Origin of the sequence: Paenibacillus monticola (assembly GCF_009664975.1) — a bacterium.
Classification (GTDB): Bacteria; Bacillota; Bacilli; order Paenibacillales; family Paenibacillaceae; genus Paenibacillus_AQ; species Paenibacillus_AQ monticola.
This window is the reverse complement of the sequence record NZ_WJXB01000004.1, coordinates 275,606-296,095: the sequence shown is the minus strand read 5'-3', so window position 1 is coordinate 296,095 and position 20,490 is coordinate 275,606. Positions and strand designations below refer to the sequence as shown.

15 protein-coding genes are annotated in these 20,490 nt (G+C 46.6%); 7 read left to right on the top strand and 8 right to left on the bottom strand.

What is annotated here, in order from left to right:
* Positions 1 to 31: 31 nt before the first annotated feature.
* Positions 32 to 718 carry a Crp/Fnr family transcriptional regulator gene (locus GJB61_RS14005; RefSeq protein WP_154119120.1) on the top strand — a complete coding sequence of 229 codons (687 nt, stop codon included), beginning with the start codon at positions 32 to 34 and terminating at the stop codon, positions 716 to 718.
* Between the two features lie 38 nt (positions 719 to 756).
* A complete protein-coding gene (locus GJB61_RS14000; protein WP_154119119.1) occupies positions 757 to 2,148 on the top strand; it encodes an aldehyde dehydrogenase in 1,392 nt (463 codons plus the stop codon).
* 89 nt (positions 2,149 to 2,237) lie between these two features.
* Here GJB61_RS14000 and GJB61_RS13995 read toward each other — a convergent pair whose 3' ends face one another.
* Entirely contained in the window at positions 2,238 to 5,204 is a 2,967-nt protein-coding gene (locus GJB61_RS13995) for an ABC transporter substrate binding protein (protein WP_195724336.1), read from the bottom strand.
* A gap of 211 nt (positions 5,205 to 5,415) precedes the next feature.
* Here GJB61_RS13995 and GJB61_RS13990 point away from each other — a divergent pair, with 211 nt between their 5' ends.
* Positions 5,416 to 5,865, top strand: coding sequence for a DinB family protein (locus tag GJB61_RS13990; RefSeq protein WP_154119117.1), 450 nt, complete (start codon positions 5,416 to 5,418; stop codon positions 5,863 to 5,865).
* A gap of 67 nt (positions 5,866 to 5,932) precedes the next feature.
* Here the strand turns inward: GJB61_RS13990 and pgmB are convergent, their stop codons facing one another.
* The 5 genes from pgmB to GJB61_RS13965 form a co-directional block, all read right to left on the bottom strand.
* Positions 5,933 to 8,938 carry a beta-phosphoglucomutase gene (pgmB, locus tag GJB61_RS13985; RefSeq protein WP_229521675.1) on the bottom strand — a complete coding sequence of 1,002 codons (3,006 nt, stop codon included), beginning with the start codon at positions 8,936 to 8,938 and terminating at the stop codon, positions 5,933 to 5,935.
* Between the two features lie 57 nt (positions 8,939 to 8,995).
* Positions 8,996 to 10,087 (bottom strand): carbohydrate ABC transporter permease, encoded by a 1,092-nt coding sequence (locus GJB61_RS13980; RefSeq protein WP_154119115.1) that lies wholly within the window; start codon positions 10,085 to 10,087, stop codon positions 8,996 to 8,998.
* Positions 10,087 to 11,166: a carbohydrate ABC transporter permease gene (locus GJB61_RS13975; protein ID WP_154119114.1), complete on the bottom strand. Its 1,080-nt coding sequence runs from the start codon at positions 11,164 to 11,166 to the stop codon at positions 10,087 to 10,089. Before GJB61_RS13975 ends, GJB61_RS13980 begins: the two co-directional genes overlap by 1 nt.
* Before the next feature lie 146 nt (positions 11,167 to 11,312).
* Entirely contained in the window at positions 11,313 to 12,740 is a 1,428-nt protein-coding gene (locus tag GJB61_RS13970) for an ABC transporter substrate-binding protein (protein WP_154119113.1), read from the bottom strand.
* A gap of 341 nt (positions 12,741 to 13,081) precedes the next feature.
* Positions 13,082 to 14,086 (bottom strand): LacI family DNA-binding transcriptional regulator, encoded by a 1,005-nt coding sequence (locus tag GJB61_RS13965; protein WP_154119112.1) that lies wholly within the window; start codon positions 14,084 to 14,086, stop codon positions 13,082 to 13,084.
* Positions 14,087 to 14,399: 313 nt separating this feature from the next.
* Between GJB61_RS13965 and GJB61_RS13960 the strand changes: the two genes are divergently transcribed.
* The 4 genes from GJB61_RS13960 to pepT all read left to right on the top strand — a co-directional run bounded on the left by GJB61_RS13960 (position 14,400) and on the right by pepT (position 18,796).
* A complete protein-coding gene (locus GJB61_RS13960) occupies positions 14,400 to 15,413 on the top strand; it encodes an LLM class flavin-dependent oxidoreductase (protein ID WP_154119111.1) in 1,014 nt (337 codons plus the stop codon).
* 471 nt (positions 15,414 to 15,884) lie between these two features.
* Positions 15,885 to 16,832, top strand: coding sequence for a hypothetical protein (locus tag GJB61_RS13955; RefSeq protein WP_154119110.1), 948 nt, complete (start codon positions 15,885 to 15,887; stop codon positions 16,830 to 16,832).
* 33 nt (positions 16,833 to 16,865) lie between these two features.
* Positions 16,866 to 17,525: a sortase gene (locus GJB61_RS13950; RefSeq protein ID WP_154119109.1), complete on the top strand. Its 660-nt coding sequence runs from the start codon at positions 16,866 to 16,868 to the stop codon at positions 17,523 to 17,525.
* Between the two features lie 29 nt (positions 17,526 to 17,554).
* Positions 17,555 to 18,796, top strand: a complete 1,242-nt coding sequence (gene pepT / locus GJB61_RS13945) for a peptidase T (protein ID WP_420819751.1) — start codon at positions 17,555 to 17,557, stop codon at positions 18,794 to 18,796.
* 121 nt (positions 18,797 to 18,917) lie between these two features.
* Here the strand turns inward: pepT and GJB61_RS13940 are convergent, their stop codons facing one another.
* Together GJB61_RS13940 and GJB61_RS13935 are read right to left on the bottom strand one after the other, a co-directional pair.
* On the bottom strand, positions 18,918 to 20,054 hold the full coding sequence (locus GJB61_RS13940) for an NADH-dependent flavin oxidoreductase (protein WP_154119107.1): 1,137 nt from the start codon (positions 20,052 to 20,054) through the stop codon (positions 18,918 to 18,920).
* A 54-nt stretch (positions 20,055 to 20,108) separates the two neighbouring features.
* The gene (locus tag GJB61_RS13935) at positions 20,109 to 20,486 is read right to left on the bottom strand and encodes a winged helix-turn-helix transcriptional regulator (protein WP_154119106.1); all 378 of its coding nucleotides are present in this window, start codon (positions 20,484 to 20,486) and stop codon (positions 20,109 to 20,111) included.
* Between the last annotated feature and the right edge of the window lie 4 nt (positions 20,487 to 20,490).

Below are 20,490 nucleotides of genomic sequence, written 5' to 3'. Positions count from 1 at the left end.
TGTTACCAAAGAGGATAAACTCGGAGGATATATGAGCCCAGACCCTGCCACACTGCAAGCCTGTCTTCTATTCCGCGGAAAGTCGGTCGAAGAAATTCAAACTCTACTGCAAACCATGGTTTACAATGTCAGATTCTGCAATAAGAACGAGTTGATCCTCTCTGAAGGTGAAACAGCCGATAGGCTGGGTATCGTTCTGTCCGGTCGAGTAGAAGTCCAGAAAATCTATCCTAATGGCAACAGTGTCACGATTGCCCGCTTGGGTGAGGGGCAGACTTTTGGTGAGGCTGTATTGTTTCGCAAAGAGAACTTTTTCCCGGCCACGGTGACCGCAGCGGAACCGTGCCACGTCATGTTCATCAGCAAGCAAGAGTTGCTGCGACTGTTCTCTGCCGATACAGATATGCTATCTCACTATATAGAGAACCTGTCGGAGCGCCTGGTGATGGTCAATCGCAAAATAGAAATCCTCTCTGCCGGGACCCTGCGGCGGCGGATTGTCTTTTATCTGCTGGAGCAAGCGAAACTACAATCCTCCGACTCGATCAGACTTCCTTTCGGCAGAAAGGAATGGGCGGAGCAGCTGAACACAGCACGACCCTCTCTATCCCGTGAAATCGGGTATCTGCGCGATAGCGCTTGGATTGATTTTCGAGGTCGCATCATTACTCTGTTGGACCGGAAGCAGATGCAGAACTGGTTGGAGAACAATGAATAAGGAATGCTGTTAAGAGAGCATTAGGTGGAGGGATATAAATGATACAACAGACAGCCGAGAGCATAGACAAGATGCTTGCGGAGCATAAACAGTTCTACAACGGCGGGCGTACGAAAGAAATTACCTTCCGGCTTCAGCAGCTGCAGAAGCTTAAAGACAGCATTAAGAAATACGAGGGTCGTATCATTACCGCCTTATATCAGGATTTGCGCAAAAGTGAGTTTGAGGCCTATGCTACAGAAATTGGCTTCACGCTGGACAGCATTGGTTCTATGATGAAGCATCTAAGGCGCTGGGCCAAGCCCATAAAGGCCCGATCACCACTGCATTTGTTCCCTTCCAAAAGTTATGTAATCAGCGAGCCCTATGGAACAGCGCTTATTATCGGCCCCTTTAATTATCCGTTTCAATTGCTGATTGAACCGTTAATTGGCGCGATCGCCGCCGGAAACTGTGCCGTCCTCAAGCCTTCCGAGAGTACACCCAACGTCTCAGCAATAATCGAGGAATTGATCAAAGAGGCCTTTGAGCCACAGTACATCCGACTTGTGCAAGGTGAGAAAGAAACAACACACTTATTGATCCATGCCAAGTTTGATTATATTTTCTTTACCGGGAGTGTGCCTGTAGGCAAGCTTGTAATGGCAGCAGCAGCCCATAATCTTGTACCCGTAACGCTTGAGCTTGGCGGGAAAAGCCCGGTTATTGTCGATAAGACGGCTAATCTTGACGTAGCCGCGAAACGAATTGTTTGGGGAAAGTTAGTCAATGCAGGTCAGACCTGTATCGCACCGGATTATATGCTGGTCCATAGTGAAATCGCAGGCGAGCTGATCTCCAACATCAAACAATGCATCACCAATTTCTATGGAACAGATATTCAGCAGAATCCTGATTATGGGCGCATCGTAAACGAACGCCAGTTGCACAGGCTCGAGAGCATGATTGAAGCAGATCGAACGAAGGTTATCATGGGCGGCACCGTTGTAGAAGCGGATCTTTATATTGAACCCACTCTGCTCTACCCTGTGACCTGGAATGACCGTTCAATGGAGGATGAAATCTTCGGACCTATTTTGCCTATTATAGAATATCGTGAACTGGATGAAGCCATACAGAGTATTAACGATCACCCGAAACCACTGGCATTATATCTGTTTACAGAGGATAAACAGGTGGAGCAAGAGGTACTTGGCCGGGTTTCTTTCGGGGGAGGTTGTATCAACGATACAATCTCGCATGTTTCGAACACTTATATGCCCTTTGGCGGCGTTGGCAACTCGGGCATCGGCGGATACCATGGGCAACATAGCTTTGCTGTATTTTCCCATCGCAAGAGCATCGTCAAGAGAAGCACTAGAATAGACTTCGGCATCGTTTACCCACCCTACGGCAACAAAGTAAAGCTGGCGCGGAGGCTGTTAAAATAAGATTATATTTCAACAAAAGAAACGGTTGTCCCTCAGCCACAACTGGCTGCTGGAACACCCGTTTCTTTTGTCATATTACACAGATTGTCTTAGCTTACCTTTCTCCCATCAACCCATTCCATAACATCGTTCTGCGGGATCGGCCTGCTGATAAAGTAGCCTTGGATCTTATCGCAGCTGGTGCGCTCGAGGAAGGCCAGCTGTTCTGGCGTTTCCACCCCTTCTGCCGTAACCTTTAACCCCATGTCATGTCCTATCGTCACGATTGACCGGGCCAAGGACATACTATTCGGTGAGTCAATGCTGTCAATAAAGGATTTATCAATCTTCAGCGTAGTGATGGGCAGTTGCTTCAAATAGCTGAGGGAGGAATATCCTGTTCCGAAATCGTCCAAGGCAATCCCGATCCCTTTTTTCTTCAGAAAATTCAACTTAGTGCTGATGATCTCAAAGGATTCCATAAAGATCGACTCTGTGATTTCCAATTCGAGATATTCAGGCGCTAATCCTGTTTCCTGCAGAACAGCTAGCACCATCTCCGTAAAGTTATCCAGCATCAGCTGAATCACCGAGATATTGACTGATATATGATAACCTTCATACCCTTTCCCATGCAGGTCTTTAATGAACTGGCAGGCGGTCCGCAGCACCCATTCTCCGATAGGTACGATCAAGCGGCTATCCTCCGCAATTTTGATAAAAGAGAGTGGCGACATAAACCCGAGCACCGGACTATGCCAGCGTAACAAAGCTTCAAATCCCCAGAGTTGATCTGAACCGACATCAACTAACGGCTGATAATGCAAGGAAAGCTCATTATTCGAGATCACATTTCTTAAGTTCTTCTCAATAATCATCCGATCATCGAAATGCTGCTGCATCGCTTTTCCATAAAGAACGTAAGAGCCTTTACCCGCCTCTTTTGCTTTGTACATCGCGATATCAGCATTCTTAAGCAACTCCTCCGCATTATCTCCATCCTCGGGATATTGGGAAATCCCAATACTCGTAGAAATATGAACAATACTTTCATGCAGCTTGAAGGGTTCCTTAAAGCCCTGAACCAGGGACTCCGCATAGGTGAGGACTTCGGCAGAATTATTTAAATCTTTTAATAAAATCACAAATTCATCACCGCCGAAACGGAAATGACTACTTCTTCCATCCGACAGTTCTAGCAGCCGCTCCCCAACCTTAACCAGCAGTTCGTCGCCAAAGCTATGTCCCATCGTATCATTTATATATTTGAAATCGTCGATATCCAGAAAGAACAAGGCACCTCGTCCACCGGAATGTTCCTGTACAAAATTTTCCAATTCCTCAGATAACGAAAGCCGATTTGGCAGACCACTTACCACGTCATTATAGGCCAGCACCCGATATTTCTCTTCACTATTCTGCAGCAGTTCCTGATTCTCCACTACCTTGTTATACTGCTCCACCAGTTCATCCTGCAGAGCCGTGAGCTCCTCGTAAGTCGATTCAAGTTCCTGATAGCTCATCTGCAGCTTGTTCTCAACACCCTTGCGGTCCGTCACATCCGTCATGGAGCCTGCGAAGCGGATATAACCACCAGTTGCATTCCGCAATATCTTGCCTCTAGCCTGAAACCACTTATATTCACCCAACTTGCTCCGCAGCCGATACTCGCTGTAATAATAGGTGGAAAGACCCTCCAAATGTTCACTTCTCCTACGGGCCTCCTGATCGGCATCTTCAGGATGAATAATATCCTTCCAGCCCTTATGGCTTTCGTCAATCTCATCCCGTTCGTAGCCCAACAGCTCGTACCAGCTATCAGAGAAATAGTAGATCATCGTCGACATATCCACATCCCAGATAACCGCATCAGCCCCAAATGCAGCCAAGCTAAAGCGTTCATTGCTTCTTTCCAAATTTTTGCGCATGCGTTTAACCAACTGTACATAAAATAGCAGGATAAGTATGAACGCTAGTAGTATAGTGAATGCACCGATGATGCTAAGTACCAGACCTTTATAGGTGTCATAAAAAGAAAAAGGTTTATTCACGACCTCGCTGCCCTTCGGCAGCTGTTGCAGTGAAATATCGAAACGCTGCAACTCCCGATAATCAAATACTTTCCGTGCTATATTGTCTGTGACAATCGGGATCTGGTATGTGCTTTCACCCTGTAGGACACGAAGTGCCATATTAGAAGCTGTATGTCCCTGGATTTTCCCACTGATCATGCTCCCACCAAATGCTCCATGATTTAAGCCGAAATCATACATGTGATAGACAGGGACGCTGCTGTTCTGGCCAAGCTCACTGGAGAAACGGTCGAATTCAGTAATTCTACCAGTAGAGTCACTAAAATATGTAGTCATGAGAATAATGCTATCCGAAGAAAGAGTAGATGCTTTCTGCATAATTTGTTCATTGGAGAAATGATTCATGGGGAAAATTTGCAGCCCAAGATTCAGAGACAAGAGCTTATCAGTAACTATTTTACCCGTGGTTAGTCCACTTTCTGAATTATCAAATACAACATAAACGTTCTGTATGGAGGGATTAATCTCCAGCGCCATTCTTATAGTTTCTGTAGGATCAATTTCTTCAATGATCCCAGTAATATTACTGGGGTCTTTAATACCGTCATAGCCAAGTTGATTGACACCACTGAATATAATCGGAGCATTGTCCAGAATATCTTCACGGTATTTTATGGCGAAATTCAGAGCGCTATCATCTGTGGTCATGATAACGTCAATATGTATAGCAGCATATTTGAATTGGATCATTTCGTAGAACTGCTCCCAGCTGGCGTCGCTCGGATAACGTTTCCAGTCCATATATTCAGTGTAAATAATCGGTATCTTCTCAGCACTCTTAAGCTGCTCTTCTATCCCGTTACTCTGATCATCTGTCCAGGCAAAACCATTGTGATACGAATTAAGAATCAACACATTCTGGGTGGAGGAATCGGTCTCTTCTGCGCTTGCCAACATTGGCTGATAGAGTGTTACAGTAAGCAAAATTAGTAATAATATCAGCCAAACTCTTGTAATCCCCTGATGTGTTCTTTCTATACCCATAAGCACACTCCCATTCATCTATGCTCAAAGTTATGCTTCTATCAAATAAAACGGGAAGTTCGACATTCTATTCATTCGGTACCTCTTCATTTCATTATATGAAGAAAATTTATGGATTGATAGCTTCATATCTCTAATCATATGTTTATTTAACGTATAGTTACTTCACTTAGTAAACGATTTAATTCTTTAAAGAGAGGTAGTGCTGTTTATGCCCCCTATCGACAATCTATACTTATTGTTATCGGAATTTCCCGCTTCCTTTTGTAGCTTAACTTATGCTGAGGTAACGGAACCACATGCGGAAGGAAAGTGGTCAAGACTGCAAATTCTTGGCCACCTGTGCGACTCTGCCATTAACAATTTATCCCGCTTCATAAAGGTTCAGTACGAGCCTCAACCTCTCCCCCTCACTCCATATGATCAAAACCAATGGATGGACGCTCAGCAGTATAGCAAAACTTCTCCCGAAGACATCTTAAATCTTTGGGTCAGTCTGAATCAAACGGTCCTGAGAGTGATTTCAAATCTGACGCCTACTCAGTTATCCCTAGTTTTTCAGCTCCCTCAAGGCGGCACTGTCACACTCGAATGGTTAATTGAAGATTATCTTCAACATATGAAGCACCATCTGGAACAGATAATTCCGGAGAATGCTTAGGGTAAGTAGCACATCATAAATACCCCGTCTCATCTTCCCTTGTCGGATGAAGAGCCGGGGTATTCGTCTATGCTAGCAGCTTCTGTAGCTTGGTCACAGTCAGTTCAATCGTTGAGGCTAGCAGCAGATCTGCAGCGCCCAACTGCTCAACGCTTCCAATACCGACTGCTTTCATTCCGGCGGCTTGGATCGCCATAACCCCTGCCGCTGCATCCTCAACACCGATACAGTTACAAGGTGGAACATCCAACATCTCTGCGGCCCTCAAGAAAATCTCCGGATCAGGCTTGCCCTTACGAATGTCCCCCGGGTCTGCTACGGCCTGAAACCAATGTCCGGCCTCTAGACGTTCCAGTATCAATGCTGCATTCTGACTGGCCGAGGCCAATCCGACAGCTATTCCCTGCTCCTGAAGGCTAGTTAACAGTTCGGCGATACCTGGCAGCAGATCAGCCGGAGTAATGCGCTGAATCATCAGCTTATAGTTATCATTCTTCTGCTTCGCGAGCCGCTCCTTCTCTGCCTTGGTGAAGCTGAGACCGCTATTTTCCAGAATGATCTCCAGCGATTCCATTCGGCTTACGCCTTTGAGCCTTTCATTCTTGTCCCGGTCGAAAGGCACGTCCAACCCGTCTGCCAGTGTTTTCCACGCCTGATAGTGATACTCCGCAGAATCGGTGATGACACCATCAAGATCAAAGATAACAGCTTCCAGGTGCTTAGTAATTGGATAACGTACCGGCTCCGCTTGCGATAACATAATCGGATGTCCCTTATGACTGATCTCTAATCCGTCCCCTTCCAGCAGCGTATAGACTACTGCCTGCCGATCCACAAATATTTCGAGCAGTTGACCGTGATTGGTTATCTTAAAACGGTAGCTATCCCATTGTAAAGGCAGCACTGGATTAAAGGACAATTGTCCATTATAGAGGCGCATGCCCCCAAAGCCGTTCACGATGGACATCCATGAGCCTGACATCGCTGCCATGTGCAATCCGTCCTTGGCATTGTGGTTAATGTCATCCAGATCCATTCGTACCGTACGATCGAAATAGGAGTAAGCACCCTCCAAATCACCGATTTCAGCAGACATAATACTATGGATGCAAGGTGATAATGAAGAGTCGTGTGTCGTAAGCGGCTCGTAATAATTATAATTACGAATCTTATCCGCTAAGCTGAATTGATCTCCCAATAGAAACATCGCCATCACCAGATCCGCCTGCTTCAGTACCTGATGACGATAGATTACAAGGGGGTGGTAGTTCAACAGGAGCGGATATTTATCAGCTGGCGTGTTGTCAAAATCCCATTTCCTCTTGGTTAGGAAGGTATCGTCCTGTGCATAGATACCCAACTGCTCATCAAATGGAATAAACATCTTGGCGGCGGCTTCTAACCAGCCCTCTACTTCTTCCTCTGTGAGACCAATCTCACGCTGCAGACGTCCATAATCCTGTGGGTACTGATGCCGCAGGAATTCTGCCGTCTCATATGCGTAGTTGAACTGATCTTGTACCATCAGATTAGTATAGGCATTGTTGTTGACAATAGCCGTGTATTCATCAGGACCCGTTACGGCATCTATGCAGAAGGCTCCGTCTCTAGCTGGATTAAAATGACCCAGATCAGCCCAGAAGCGGGAGGTTTCGAACAGCATCTCCGCACCTTTGGTCACGAGAAACTCATTATCGCCCGTAGCAAGCACATACTGCTTAATGCCATAAGCGATATCGGCGTTGATATGCGCTTGCGCTGTGCCTGCCGGGAAATACGAAGAGTTCTCTTCCCCGTCAATCGTACGCCAAGGATAGAGGGCTCCCTTCTGCGACATCACTACGGCCCGCTCCCTTGCCTTGCCAAGCGTAGCATAACGGAAGTCCAGTAGAGAACGGCTGATCTCCGGTTGGGTAGATGTGAAGAAGGGCAGCATATACATCTCGGTATCCCAGAAATAATGTCCTTCGTATCCTTCACCAGTTAAGCCTTTGGCCCCGATGTTCGTCACGCTGTCGCGTCCTACCGATTGCAGCAGCTGGAAGGCGTTGAACCGAATTCCCTGCTGAAGTGCCGGGTCACCGTTGATCTCCACATCACTATGGCTCCAGAAGGTATCCAGATATGCCTGCTGCTCCTTGGCAAGATCCTCAAAACCGCTCTCCGCCGCCAGATGCAGCACATCAACACTCCGGTCCATCAGCTCATCTTCGGCATAATCCTTCGAAGTATGATAAGTAATGTATTTGGTTAGTGAGACGGTCTCACCGCTTGTTACCGGAACAACAAACTGCACAGACAGCCGTTCTTCCTCCAGCTGCTTACTCATTTCATAACCAGAAGCTGATTGCAGCTGGTGACTCATCGCTGTTAGCAGTGCGAACTGGGTATGCCGCGTTCGCTGCTTCATCCATACTAATGAGTCGTCTTCCCCTAATCCTGTAGCTTCAAGCAGCAGGCTGGGTTCGGAACTACCCGCTCCTAGACGGGGATCATCCGTAACCTCCGGTCTTTCAATATGGCCTTCCATTGCCGAGGTAAACGTGATTGTTCCCGCAAAATTCAATGCAGTGACCGCATAATGGATCGCAGCCAAATGCTTATGCTGCAGCGCCACCATCCGTCGAATTGTAAGTAACACGCGATGACCGGCGGGCGATTCCCACTCAATCACCCGGTGTAGAATGCCGCTCTTCATGTCCAGCTTTCGCTCAAAGCGATGTACCTGCCCGCTGTTCAAATGAAAAGGCTGGCCCTCAATGTTCAGCTCGATAATCTGGGCATTGGTAACATTAAGCATCGCTTGGTTACGGGAAGGATATCCATAGGCTCCTTCCGGATATACAATCGGTTCAGAATCGAAAAATCCATTCAAATAATTCCCTGTAACCGATGACCCTGCCTGCCCGTGATATCCTTCTTCAAAATTACCACGCAGGCCAATATATCCATTGCCGAGAGCGAATACGCTCTCGCTTCGTTGATTGTTCTCATCATCATAGGCATCCTCACCGAGGCTCCACTCCCGGTAAGGGTATAATGCTGCCGGATGTTCGTATGGTTTCATCTTCATCTCTATAACGCTCCTCCTGATAGCGGACATCTTTTATACATATTCAATTGATTGAAATCAGCCTTTGATCGATCCGCCCATAAGGCCTCTGACGAAATACTTTTGCAGCAGGAAGAAAATAGCGAGCGGCATCAGCATGGAGATAAAAGCAGCTGAAGTGAGCAAATGCCAGTCATTGCCGCGTGAACCGACGAGATCAGCGATTTTCATCGACATAACCTGCACGGACGGCTGGTTGCCAATGAAAATGAGCGACACCAGATAATCATTCCACACCCAGAGAAACTGGAAGATTCCGATGGAAGCTAGTGCAGGCACAGACAACGGAAGAATCAGCTTGCTAAAGATGGTGAAATGACTTGCGCCGTCCATAAATGCCGATTCGAACAGATCCTTCGGCAATTGGCTGATAAAGTTATACATAAAGTACGTAACGAGCGGTAAACCAAAGGCGGTATGCGCCAGCCAGATGCCCAAATAACTTCCGTTTAGGCCAAGCGCGGTATAATCCTTAAGCACAGGAATAAGAGCAACCTGAATCGGGATTACGAGCATGGCGATAATGATGACGAATAGGGTTTTACGGCCCGGAAAACGCAGCCAGGCAAAAGCGTATGCGGCAAAGGAGGCGATCAGCACCGGAATAACCGTTGCTGGAACGGCAATCGTGAGTGTATTCCAGAAGGCTTGCGACAAGCCTGTGCCCTTCTGTATAGTTTCACTACCGTCAGCTTCTTTGAGCTTGTATTCCTTACCGGTTAGCACATTATTGTAATTGTCCAGCGTAAGGTCTGGCTTCACCTTCCAGCCCTGCTCCTGGGAGTTAACCGTGCGCGCTCTGCGGTTCTCCCAGATCAGACGGCTGTCGTCTGCCTTAACGCCAGCTTTTAGCTGGTCGTCTGTATATGTCTTGCCATTTACCTCAATCGGCCCCCGTAAATCCACATCCTTGGACAGCTGGATGGTATCCCCGGCCTTCCATTCCTGATGAGGGAATACCTTCCACCAACCTGTTTGCAGAATATCAGCCGCTGGACGGAAGGACGAGACAAACAGTCCAAGTGTCGGAAGCAGCCAGATCACACAGATGATTCCAAGTACGATATTAACAACCGTCTTACTGCCCTTTTTCTTCTTTTTGCCGACCATTAGAATCCCCCCTGCTTGCGGAACTGACGCAGATTAATAATAATTACCGGCAAGACTGCGATCAGCAGAACGATAGCCAGCGTTGAACCATAACCGAAATTACGGTACATAAAGAATTGCCGGTAGAACTGGGTCGCTACCACTTCTGTATCGTATTGACCACCCGTCATCACCATGACGACGTCAAATATTTTCAACGTAAAGACGATAATCGTCGTTGTGACCGTCAGAATTGTGGCTGAGATGTATGGAATCATAATCTTGAAAAAGATGGATACTTCTTTAGCGCCGTCCACTCGGGCGGCTTCCATAATATCTTCGGGAACTCCTTTAATTGCTGCTGAGAAGATTACCATTGCGAAACCCGTCTGCATCCAGATCAGAATAATGATGAGGAAGAAGTTATTCCACGGCTGAATCATACTCGTCCACGCCTGTGGTTCACCACCGAAATAAGTAACAATTGCATTAAACAATCCGATTTGGCTATCGCCTGGTTGATAGTAGTAAATGAATTTCCAGATTACACCCGCAGCTACAAAGGAGATCGCCATAGGCATGAAAATAATGGACTTGGCAAGTTTCTCATAACTGCTGCGGTCAGCAAGAATGGCAATTAACAGCCCGAAGGTCACACAGGCCAGCGTTCCTACGAATACCCAAAGTAGATTATTGCGCAGCGCTGTCGCCATCAGGTGATCAGTGAAGATAGCCGCATAGTTGCTAAGGCCTACGAACTTCTCAGAAGAGGCATCGAAGAAACTCAAATACAATGTGCGCAGCGCCGGTAGTACCAGCAGCCAGCCCAATATAATAACCGCCGGCCCTATAAAGACATAAGGGAGAACCCTTTTGCGAATATAATCAGGGTACTGCTCTACCGCCCAGGTGAGGGTATAGTAAATCAGATACACACCCAGAACACCCCAAAGAACAGCAAGCACCGCTGTCAGTAGCGGATTTATTGTCGAATCACGAAAAAACATAAAGATCAGGCCATTAACAACGATATTGGCTAACAATATTCCAATAGATAACAGCACCGCCCGAAGGCTGACTCTTTGCTTTGTTTGTGCCATATTAGCTTCCTCCTCTAAGTTTTGCAGAGCAAAACTCTCTTCGAAATAAGCATTGAAGATCATCTTTAAAAAAACAAAAAGAGGGGCGGATTACCATCGCTGCTCGCTGCCCCTCTTTTTGAATAAAGTGTTCTAACTTCTACCGCTTAGTTTTTCCAGCCGGATTGAATTTGTTCAAGTGCCTGATCCAACGTAGCTGTACCACTTACATAGTCGGTCATACCTTTCCAGAAAGTACCTGCGCCTACTTTACCTGGCATCAAGTCAGATCCGTCGAAACGAAGGGTAGAAGCATCTTGTACCAGTTTCGCCATCCGACGGTCGGATTCAGAGCTGTACCAGTCTAGGGAAGCATCGTTCATTGGCGCGATTACGCCACCGGATTGTACCCAAGTCTTGATGGATTCACCCGTTGTGAAGAATTCCATTACCGCACGAACTTCAGGACGATCATTGAACATAGCGTAAATATCGCCTGCTACAAGTACTGGCTTGCCATATTGCGGATCAATGGAAGGAAGGTAGAACCAATCATAATCTTCATCAACCTTCGCCGTTTCTGGGAAGAAACTTGTAATGAAGTTACCCATCAAGTTGAACCAGGCTTTAGGCGGATTCTCGAACATCGGTTTTGGAGCATCCCCAAAGGCTGTAGTTACGATTGATTTAGTGCCGCCATATACATAATCCTTGTTGAGCCAAATTTTGGACATGACTTCAACCGCGTTTTTCACTTCAGGAGAGGTGAATGACAATTCGCCTTTAACCCATTTGTCATAATTCTCTGGTGTAGTGGTACGCAGCATAATGTTTTCTACCCAGTCCGTTGCTGCCCAGCCAGTTGCTGCGCCGCTTTCAATACCAATACTCCAGGCAGGATCACCGTCTTTAGCAATTTGTTCAGTCAAAGCCATCATTTCATCCCAAGTTTCAGGAACCTTATAGCCTGCTTCATCAAATTGTTTCTTCGGATACCACACCAAGCTCTTCACGTTACTGCGGTTCCAGATACCGGCCATAATCTTGCCGTCTTTGCCGTCCATTGTCGACATATCAAGCCAACTCTTATTGTAGTTAGCTGCCAATTTGGCCTGATCCAGCACGCTGGTCAGATCCACAACCTTGCCGGTCTTAGCAATAGAAGCCAACAGTCCTGGTTGCGGGAAATCCGCGATATCAGGCGCATTGCCGCCATCAACCCGTATGTTGATCGTAGCTTCGAACTCTTTCGAGCCTTCATACTGGATATCGATTCCTGTTTTTGCTTCAAAGTCTTTGATGCTGCTCTCAAATTTCACTTGGTCGGCATCTACGAATGGTCCGAACATGGTTACCTTTGTTCCTTTATAGTCACCCTTCATCGCTAGTTCCAGTGGAGTGCCCGCAGTGTCCGCACTGGCATTGTCTGTTGATGCTTGGTTGTTATCAGTTGTTGCAGCATTAGTTGCCGCTGGTGGGTCAGTCGCTGCAGCCGTATTGTTATTATTACCCCCGCCGCATGCACTCAGCATTACTGAGAAGGATAAACACAGCGCCAAAGCCAATGACATTGTACGTCCCGAAACTTTTTTCATTTTTTCATACATCCCCTTATCATTTGTAATAGAGAATCTCATTTTATTCCTAGCATCACGGTTTTATCTCCGATTGGCTGGTGATCACCCCCTTGCAAAGCTTTTCACAAAAAGATCAAACAGATTATCGATCATTCGTCTATCCGACAAAATAATACATTAATAACGCTTACATTTCCATCATATCATAGAAAGCCCATGTTTCAACCCTAATTTCTTGATTGTTGCAATAAGTTTTATCGGTCTTGTTTCTACAGAATTACTAATATGCCACCAAATCAACTATTATTCTCGTAGTATTGAAAAGCTTTTCAAAATAGCCTGAGAGAAATGAGATGATCTCATTTTTCCCGTGACGATTCCCTTACAATCAGCTTATGCTCCAAATTCTCGCGTTGTATCTCAACTGTGCCGGTAGTCAGCAGCTCATGCAGCTTCTCTGCAGCACGGTAGCCTAACTCGTACATCGGTTGTGCAATTGTCGTTAACTTTGGAATGAACATGCTCGACATCCGCAGATTATCAAAACCGATGACTGACACCTGCCCTGGAACAAGAACGTTGCGATCCTTCAAATAAGAAATCGTACCCATCGCAAACTCATCAGCCACACAGAAAACAGCTGTCAATTCAGGATATGCAGTAAACAACTCATGAGCAGCTTGATAGGCATGTTCAAAGCGGTGATTGGCATATCTGATTTTCTCAATATTATGCTGAAGTCCATATTCAGTTAAGGCTCTTCTAAATCCTTCATAACGGGGTGGACCGGAAACTGAATTATCGTGGTTGAACCCAATCATGCCGATCTCTTTGTGCCCCAGTTCAATCAGAAACCGAACAGCGTCATACGCAGCTATTTCATCATCAATCTCTACAGAAGGAATGTCGAACTCATCGGAATGCGAGGATACCAACACAAAAGGAATCCTGCAGCCAACCAGCTTATCATGGTACTCCGGATAAAGGACATCACTGGCGAACACAATTCCATCCACCTGCTTCTCATGGAAGGTATCAATGTACGACAACAGCCGTTCCTTATCACGGTCAGTATTACAAATCATTAGACTATAACCTAGCTTGATGCATGCATCCTGCATTCCCCGGATCAAACCAGCGAAATAAAGGTTCTCGATATCCGGGATAAGTAAGCCTAGTGTAAATGACTTCTTATAAATCAGACCACGTGCGAACGCATTCGGTTGATATTGCAACTGCTCGATTGCTTCTATTACTCGGTTTCGCTTGCTCTCCACTACTGTGTTCGGCGCATTCATTACACGAGAAACAGTGCTGATAGATACCTCTGCCATTTTGGCGACATCTCTTATTGTTGGCTTCATAATGTTAACTTCCTTTTTAGAAAACCTTTTCAAAATTATTATAGCAAGGCCTTTAGAAAATGACAAGAGTATCTGTAAAACGCTTACAAATATATTTTTTATCAGTCTACGGAGTGCAAAACCCTCTCCTTTGTGAATATAAATCCTACTTTTATTGATTATTTGAAAAGCTTCTCAATCTACCTCCAAAGTACTATTAGCTTACTAAAAGTGTGTAAATAATTAAATAACATGGTATAGTTATTGGGTAGATCTATACCTATCTGCTAATAATAATAAAAGATGCGGACGCATCATTAATGGAGGGATTACATTGAAACAACTGCGGAACATTCCTATCTCCGTGCTGGACTTGGCTCCAATTGTGGAAGGCGGGACAGCGGCGGATTCTTTTCATAACTCTTTAGACTTGGCCCGACATGCCGAAGAGTGGGGCTATCACCGTTATTGGCTGGCGGAGCATCATAATATGACTGGAATCGCCAGCTCAGCCACTTCACTTGTTATTGGGCATATAGCTGCCGGCACAAGCAGCATACGCGTAGGCTCCGGCGGCATCATGTTATCCAATCATGCGCCGCTTGTCATAGCTGAACAGTTCGGTACACTTGAATCCCTATATCCTGGCCGCATCGACCTTGGCTTGGGCAGAGCTCCGGGTTCTGATCAGCCAGCGTCACGGGCACTTCGCCGTGGCCTCGGACATGATGGTGGTGAATTCCCCGAGCAGCTAAGTGAACTTAGAGCTTATTTCGACCCTGAAGGTGCCGGTTCACGTCCCCCAGGAGTACGAGCGGTTCCCGGCGAAGGCTTGGATGTGCCGATCTGGCTGCTTGGCTCCAGCGGCTTCAGTGCCCGTCTGGCTGGCCAGTTGGGCTTGCCGTTCGCTTTTGCCAGCCACTTTGCGCCTGAATACCTGCTTCCTGCACTAGACCTATACCGCAATAGCTTCCAGCCATCAGCAGCGCTTGCTAAACCACATGTCATGGTCGGGCTGGGAATTACAGCAGCAGAGACTACGGAGGAAGCCCGCAAATTAGCTACCTCCCAACAGCAGCAGTTCCTTAATATTATCCGCGGTCGTACCGGTAAGCTGCAGCCTCCGGTAGATAGCATGGATGGACTATGGACTATGCAGGAGAAAGCGATCATGCTGGAGAAACAGCAGTACTCCATCTCCGGCGATAAGGCCGCAGTTAAAGAAAGACTCCAACAGATCCAAGCGGAAACGGATGCCGATGAATGGATTATAGCCTCACAGATTTATGACCATTCCGCCCGTTTGCGCTCTTATGAGCTTGTGGCAGAGGCTATTAAAGAAAGCTAAGGTTCATGAGTTAATTATTCAACTAGAGGTTCAGGCAAGATGGAATTTGAACGCGAAGGTTTGACTTCGCTTCCGATATCCGTCTTGCCTTTTTTTTGAATACGCCAAACCTGAGTTCGTTCTTTATAAAACGCATACAGAACATAAAAAGTGTAAAAATAAAGATTAATTCGGAGCAATCTTCAGTAAACATTATATTATGTTTATATAATCGTTGTTTTTGCTGATTTTTTTACATATATGCTATTTTTCTTTATAATACATTTTGATTATACTGGAGATATTCGTTATAACGAACAATCCGCACCTTTGTCTATCTTAATCGACTTCTGTTCCACCGGGGATAATAACACTTTATGTTTATAGTAGTTCCGGTAGGAACCACCTTTCGACAAAGTGTGCAGAAATTCTAAACAGAGTATTTTGCCGGAAGCCCGTAGGATTTGGGGCCGCAGCAGAAAGGAGCGGGGAGTGAAGAAAAAATATCGCTCGGCGATAATATTCGCTTATGTCCTGATCGTTCTGGCAGGCCTCATATGGCACGCTGGTGGGGTAAGTGCAGAGGATACCATTAAGCTTACCGTAAATTCGCATACGACAAGTACCGCAACCATGAACAATATGGAACCGGGTGACGAGACGCAATCGGAATACACGATCATCAATGCAGGAAATGAGGCCTTCAATTATTATGTGGACTTCAAAATGTTGTCTGGAGATGTAGAATTGTACGATATTCTGCAGATGACACTTGAAAAAGAGGGAGTAATCATCTATTCAGGAGTTATGAGCAAGGCTACCGGCAGAGTAGCCATTGGTTCTTTGGCCGGAGGAGCACAGAACGTAATCGAAATGAAGGTGATCTTCCCGGCAGAGGCAGGCAACGAGTATCAGGGGAAGGCTGTGACTGTAGTTTTTGATTTCTCAGCTTCTGGGGAATCAAGTCCGCCAACCGAACCTAGTGCTGCACCAACCGCAACTGCATCACCTGTTCCATCAACCGAGCCTAGTACCGGACCTACAGCAACCGTTTCTCCAGAGGGACCGACCAGTCCGCAGGTTACGCCTGTAAACAGCCTAACACCAACATCAACACCAACACTCTCTCCCTCGCCTACTCCGATAGTAGGTGAAATTGTCGTCACCGACGCACCAGTTCCACTGGGAGGCAGCGATAGTAATGGAGGGAATACTCCTACTGCTACACCAGTCGCAGGCAGCACTACGACCGACAATGTAACAACACCATCACCTGACAATGAGATCGCAGTGCCCGATGATGAGCTTCCGCTCGGCACCTCTGATGCAGGGGATAAACTGCCGAACACCGCTGAGCCTTGGTATAACCTGATTCTCATCAGTTTGCCAATAGCTATTATTAGCGTAATGATTCTGCGCAGGCTGAGAACTAAAAGATAAAAAACATGCAGCTCAAAGTCTGGAGGAGAGAGTATGAAGAAGCGTTCCGGTCTCTTAATTGCCGTGAAACTCATCTTCATACTTTCTTTGTGTGTGTTGTTATATTCAGTGGTTCAGGTGATCAGAGCACCAATTGAAGCACACAATGCCTTGAATGAATGGTCGAAAAAGAGGGAGGAAGCCTCCGTACACACTTTGTCGCGCGAAGAAACACCTCTTCCCGAAGGCATGGTCAGTCCTGTCCAACGAAACTCAAGCTCCGCTCCAAGCTATACCGAAGGAGAAATTATAGGGGAGATCTCATTCCCCTCTATCCATAAGAAAGTTGCAATTGTGGAAGGTACCGGAAGTCGACAATTAAAGAAAGGAGCCGGACATTACAAAGGCAGCGCAGCTTTAGGTGGTATTGGTAACAGTGTACTGGCTGGTCACCGCGATACTGTATTCCGCGGCTTGGGAGAGCTGAATAAAAATGATCTGATTGAGGTAGAAACCGCAGACGGGAAATTTGTATACAAGGTCACTGGCAGCAGCATCGTAGATGGGCAGGAACGAGGCGCTATCAAGCAAAGTGCTGAACCAATCCTTACCCTGATTACTTGTTACCCATTCTCTTATGTTGGCTCAGCCCCGGATAGATATTTGCTTACGGCGAAACTGGTTGAAGGGGATGAGACCTTGCCTGGATCGTGATACTATATACATACGAAGATGAAGAGGAGATGACAAGATTGAAGCAAGAAGTTATGGCACGTTTTATTTCCTATGCTCAAATGGATACACAATCGAATGAGGATAATGAGGTCTGTCCTTCCACTCCAGGACAGCTGGTGCTTGCGCATAAGCTGGTTGAGGAGCTTAAGCAAATCGGTCTGGTAGAAGTACAAGTGGACGAGTATGGTTATGTCATGGCCACTCTCCCGGCTAACAGTGAGAAGGAAGTTCCGACCCTCGGATTCCTGGCGCATCTGGATACTGCAACTGATTTCACCGGTAAGGATGTAAAGCCGCAAATCATCGAGAACTATGAGGGTACCGATATTGTTTTGAACAAAAACTTGAACGTAGTAATGTCCACGGAGAGCTTTCCTGAGCTATTGGAGTATAAAGGGCATACACTGATTACCACCGATGGCACAACCCTGCTTGGAGCAGACAACAAGGCCGGAATTGCCGAGATTATAACAGCCATGGTCTATCTTCTAGCACATCCGGAAATTAAGCATGGCAAGATTAGGGTCGCATTTACTCCTGATGAGGAGATCGGACGTGGACCACATAAATTTGATGTGGCCGCCTTCGGTGCAACCTATGCCTACACCGTGGATGGCGGACCGCTCGGAGAGCTTGAGTATGAAAGCTTCAATGCTGCTGCTGCCAAAATCACCTTTCATGGGGTTAACGTACATCCCGGTACAGCAAAAGGAAAAATGATCCATTCTGCGAAGATTGCCCTGGCTTTCCACCTTAGACTGCCAGCTGGTGAAGCACCAGAGTTCACCGAAGGGTATGAAGGCTTCTACCATCTGATTTCCATGCAGGGCACCGCTGAGCATAGTAAGCTGCATTATATCATCCGTGACTTCGACCACCAGCAATTCGAGACACGCAAAGGTCATATCGCAGCCATCGTTGATGAATTTAAAACAACCTATGGCGACAATAATGTCGTGCTTGAAATGAATGACCAATATTACAATATGCGTGAGAAAATAGAACCGGTGCGCCATATCGTCGACATTGCCCATGAGGCGATGGAGAACCTTGGAATAGCGCCGATTATCCGCCCGATACGCGGAGGAACAGACGGCTCACAGCTGTCCTATATGGGACTGCCGACGCCTAATATTTTTACCGGTGGCGAGAACTTCCATGGCAAGTTCGAATATGTCTCCGCAGATAATATGGTTAAGGCCGTCAACGTTATCGTTGAAATTGCCAAGCTGTTTGAGCAAAAAGCGTAGTACCTCTATTGCCCTTTAAGAGTACAGACCAAAGTAACCCCTGAATACCCTAGTACAGTGGTATTCAGGGGTTACTTTGGTTTGCAACTGGAGTATAAGCTCCTATTATAATACTTATATCTTAGGCCTTAATTGGCAGCCAGCCCGGCGTATGGGTTAAAGCACCCCACAGCGGATTAGGTATCACTAGTGTTGATTGAGCAGAAAGATCCAATGCGGTCTGAATTTCCGTTTGACGTCCTTCCGCTACTTTTTGAACCCAATCCGGATCAATCAAGAGTGGCCGACCTAGTGCAACAAGTGCGATCCCCGTCTGTAGAGCTTTAAGCGCATCGTCAGCACTGTAGAGCGATCCCACTCCGATGACCGGCAGCTTGCCTGCGACACGATCAACAATCTGTTCCATGCGCGGCCGGCTATCTTCGGTACCACGGCGGGGCAGAGACCAGAAATCCATCAGTGAAACATGCAGATAATCAAGTCCTCGACCGCTCAGAGCATCAATCAGCGCAAAGGTTTCGGCCATCGTGATCCCTGGTGTTTCCGGCTCTTCTGGAGAGAAGCGGTAGCCCAAGAGAAAGGGCGTCTTGGCATGCTCCTTTACCACTCGTTTCACTTCATCTACAACTGCAAGCGGGAAAGTCAGACGTTTCTCCAGACTTCCGCCCCAACGATCCTCGCGGGTGTTAGAATGCGGAGAGAAGAATTGCTGCAGCAAATAACCGTTCGCTCCGTGAATTTCCACACCATCAAAGCCAGCTGTGATAGCCCGGAGTGTAGCCTCACCGAAATCAGAGATGATGCTTAAGATTTCAGCTTCACTTAGGGCACGGGGAATCGGTCCATTCCCGCCACTCGGCAGTTCTGCCGGAACGTTGCTTGCGCTAACAGCTTGTCCATCAGGCAGTAACTCAGGTGGACATTGACGGCCGCCATGGAAGATTTGCAGGATCGCCTTTGCTCCCTCACCCTTAATGGCCGCTGCTAATTTACGGAGACTCGGAAGCATTTCATCCTTGTCCGCACCGAATTCGCCTGGAAAACCTTTCCCGCCAGCAGATACATACACACAAGCTGTAATAACCATTCCAGCTCCTTTAGAGCGGCGAATATAGTAGGCCACTTCTTCATCAGAAACTGATCCGTCAGGAAGAGAAGAGAAATTCGTCATGGGTGCCATGACCACGCGGTTCTTCAATGTAAATCCGGTCTTAAATTGGAAAGACTCCAAGAGTGGGGTATAATCCGTCTTCGACATTTGAATAAATCCCTCCATTTTCGAATGATATAGCTTATTTTTATATAAATGCACTCAGCACTTATCAGTGGGTGGTGCATCTTTCCAAATCACATTCTCACCATAGCTTTTGCCCCAATCATACATCATACGTAAGACCGGCAGCAAACTGTCGCCATACTCTGTCAAGGAATATTCCACTTTTGGTGGAACCTCCGCATAAACTTTCCTTAGTACAAGTTGATCCTCTTCCAACTCACGCAATTGATTCGTTAACATCTTTTGCGTAATATGCGGAATCAGCCGCTTGAGTTCACTAAACCGTTTGGTTCCTTCAAGGCCGAGATGCCACAAAATAATCAGCTTCCACTTCCCACCGATTACGGCAAGCGTCAATTCCTTCTCACAATTGATTTCCTTCAGATTGATACGGTCTTTAATCTCAGTAGCCATATTT

Coding starts and splice junctions, on each gene's coding strand:
- GJB61_RS14005 (WP_154119120.1), top strand. CDS start 32: ATGAGCCCAGACCCTGCCACACTGCAAGCCTGTCTTCTATTCCGCGGA.
- GJB61_RS14000 (WP_154119119.1), top strand. CDS start 757: ATGATACAACAGACAGCCGAGAGCATAGACAAGATGCTTGCGGAGCAT.
- GJB61_RS13995 (WP_195724336.1), bottom strand. CDS start 5,204: ATGGGTATAGAAAGAACACATCAGGGGATTACAAGAGTTTGGCTGATA.
- GJB61_RS13990 (WP_154119117.1), top strand. CDS start 5,416: ATGCCCCCTATCGACAATCTATACTTATTGTTATCGGAATTTCCCGCT.
- pgmB (WP_229521675.1), bottom strand. CDS start 8,938: ATGAAGATGAAACCATACGAACATCCGGCAGCATTATACCCTTACCGG.
- GJB61_RS13980 (WP_154119115.1), bottom strand. CDS start 10,087: ATGGTCGGCAAAAAGAAGAAAAAGGGCAGTAAGACGGTTGTTAATATC.
- GJB61_RS13975 (WP_154119114.1), bottom strand. CDS start 11,166: ATGGCACAAACAAAGCAAAGAGTCAGCCTTCGGGCGGTGCTGTTATCT.
- GJB61_RS13970 (WP_154119113.1), bottom strand. CDS start 12,740: ATGAAAAAAGTTTCGGGACGTACAATGTCATTGGCTTTGGCGCTGTGT.
- GJB61_RS13965 (WP_154119112.1), bottom strand. CDS start 14,086: ATGAAGCCAACAATAAGAGATGTCGCCAAAATGGCAGAGGTATCTATC.
- GJB61_RS13950 (WP_154119109.1), top strand. CDS start 16,866: ATGAAGAAGCGTTCCGGTCTCTTAATTGCCGTGAAACTCATCTTCATA.
- pepT (WP_420819751.1), top strand. CDS start 17,555: ATGACAAGATTGAAGCAAGAAGTTATGGCACGTTTTATTTCCTATGCT.
- GJB61_RS13940 (WP_154119107.1), bottom strand. CDS start 20,054: ATGTCGAAGACGGATTATACCCCACTCTTGGAGTCTTTCCAATTTAAG.
- GJB61_RS13935 (WP_154119106.1), bottom strand. CDS start 20,486: ATGGCTACTGAGATTAAAGACCGTATCAATCTGAAGGAAATCAATTGT.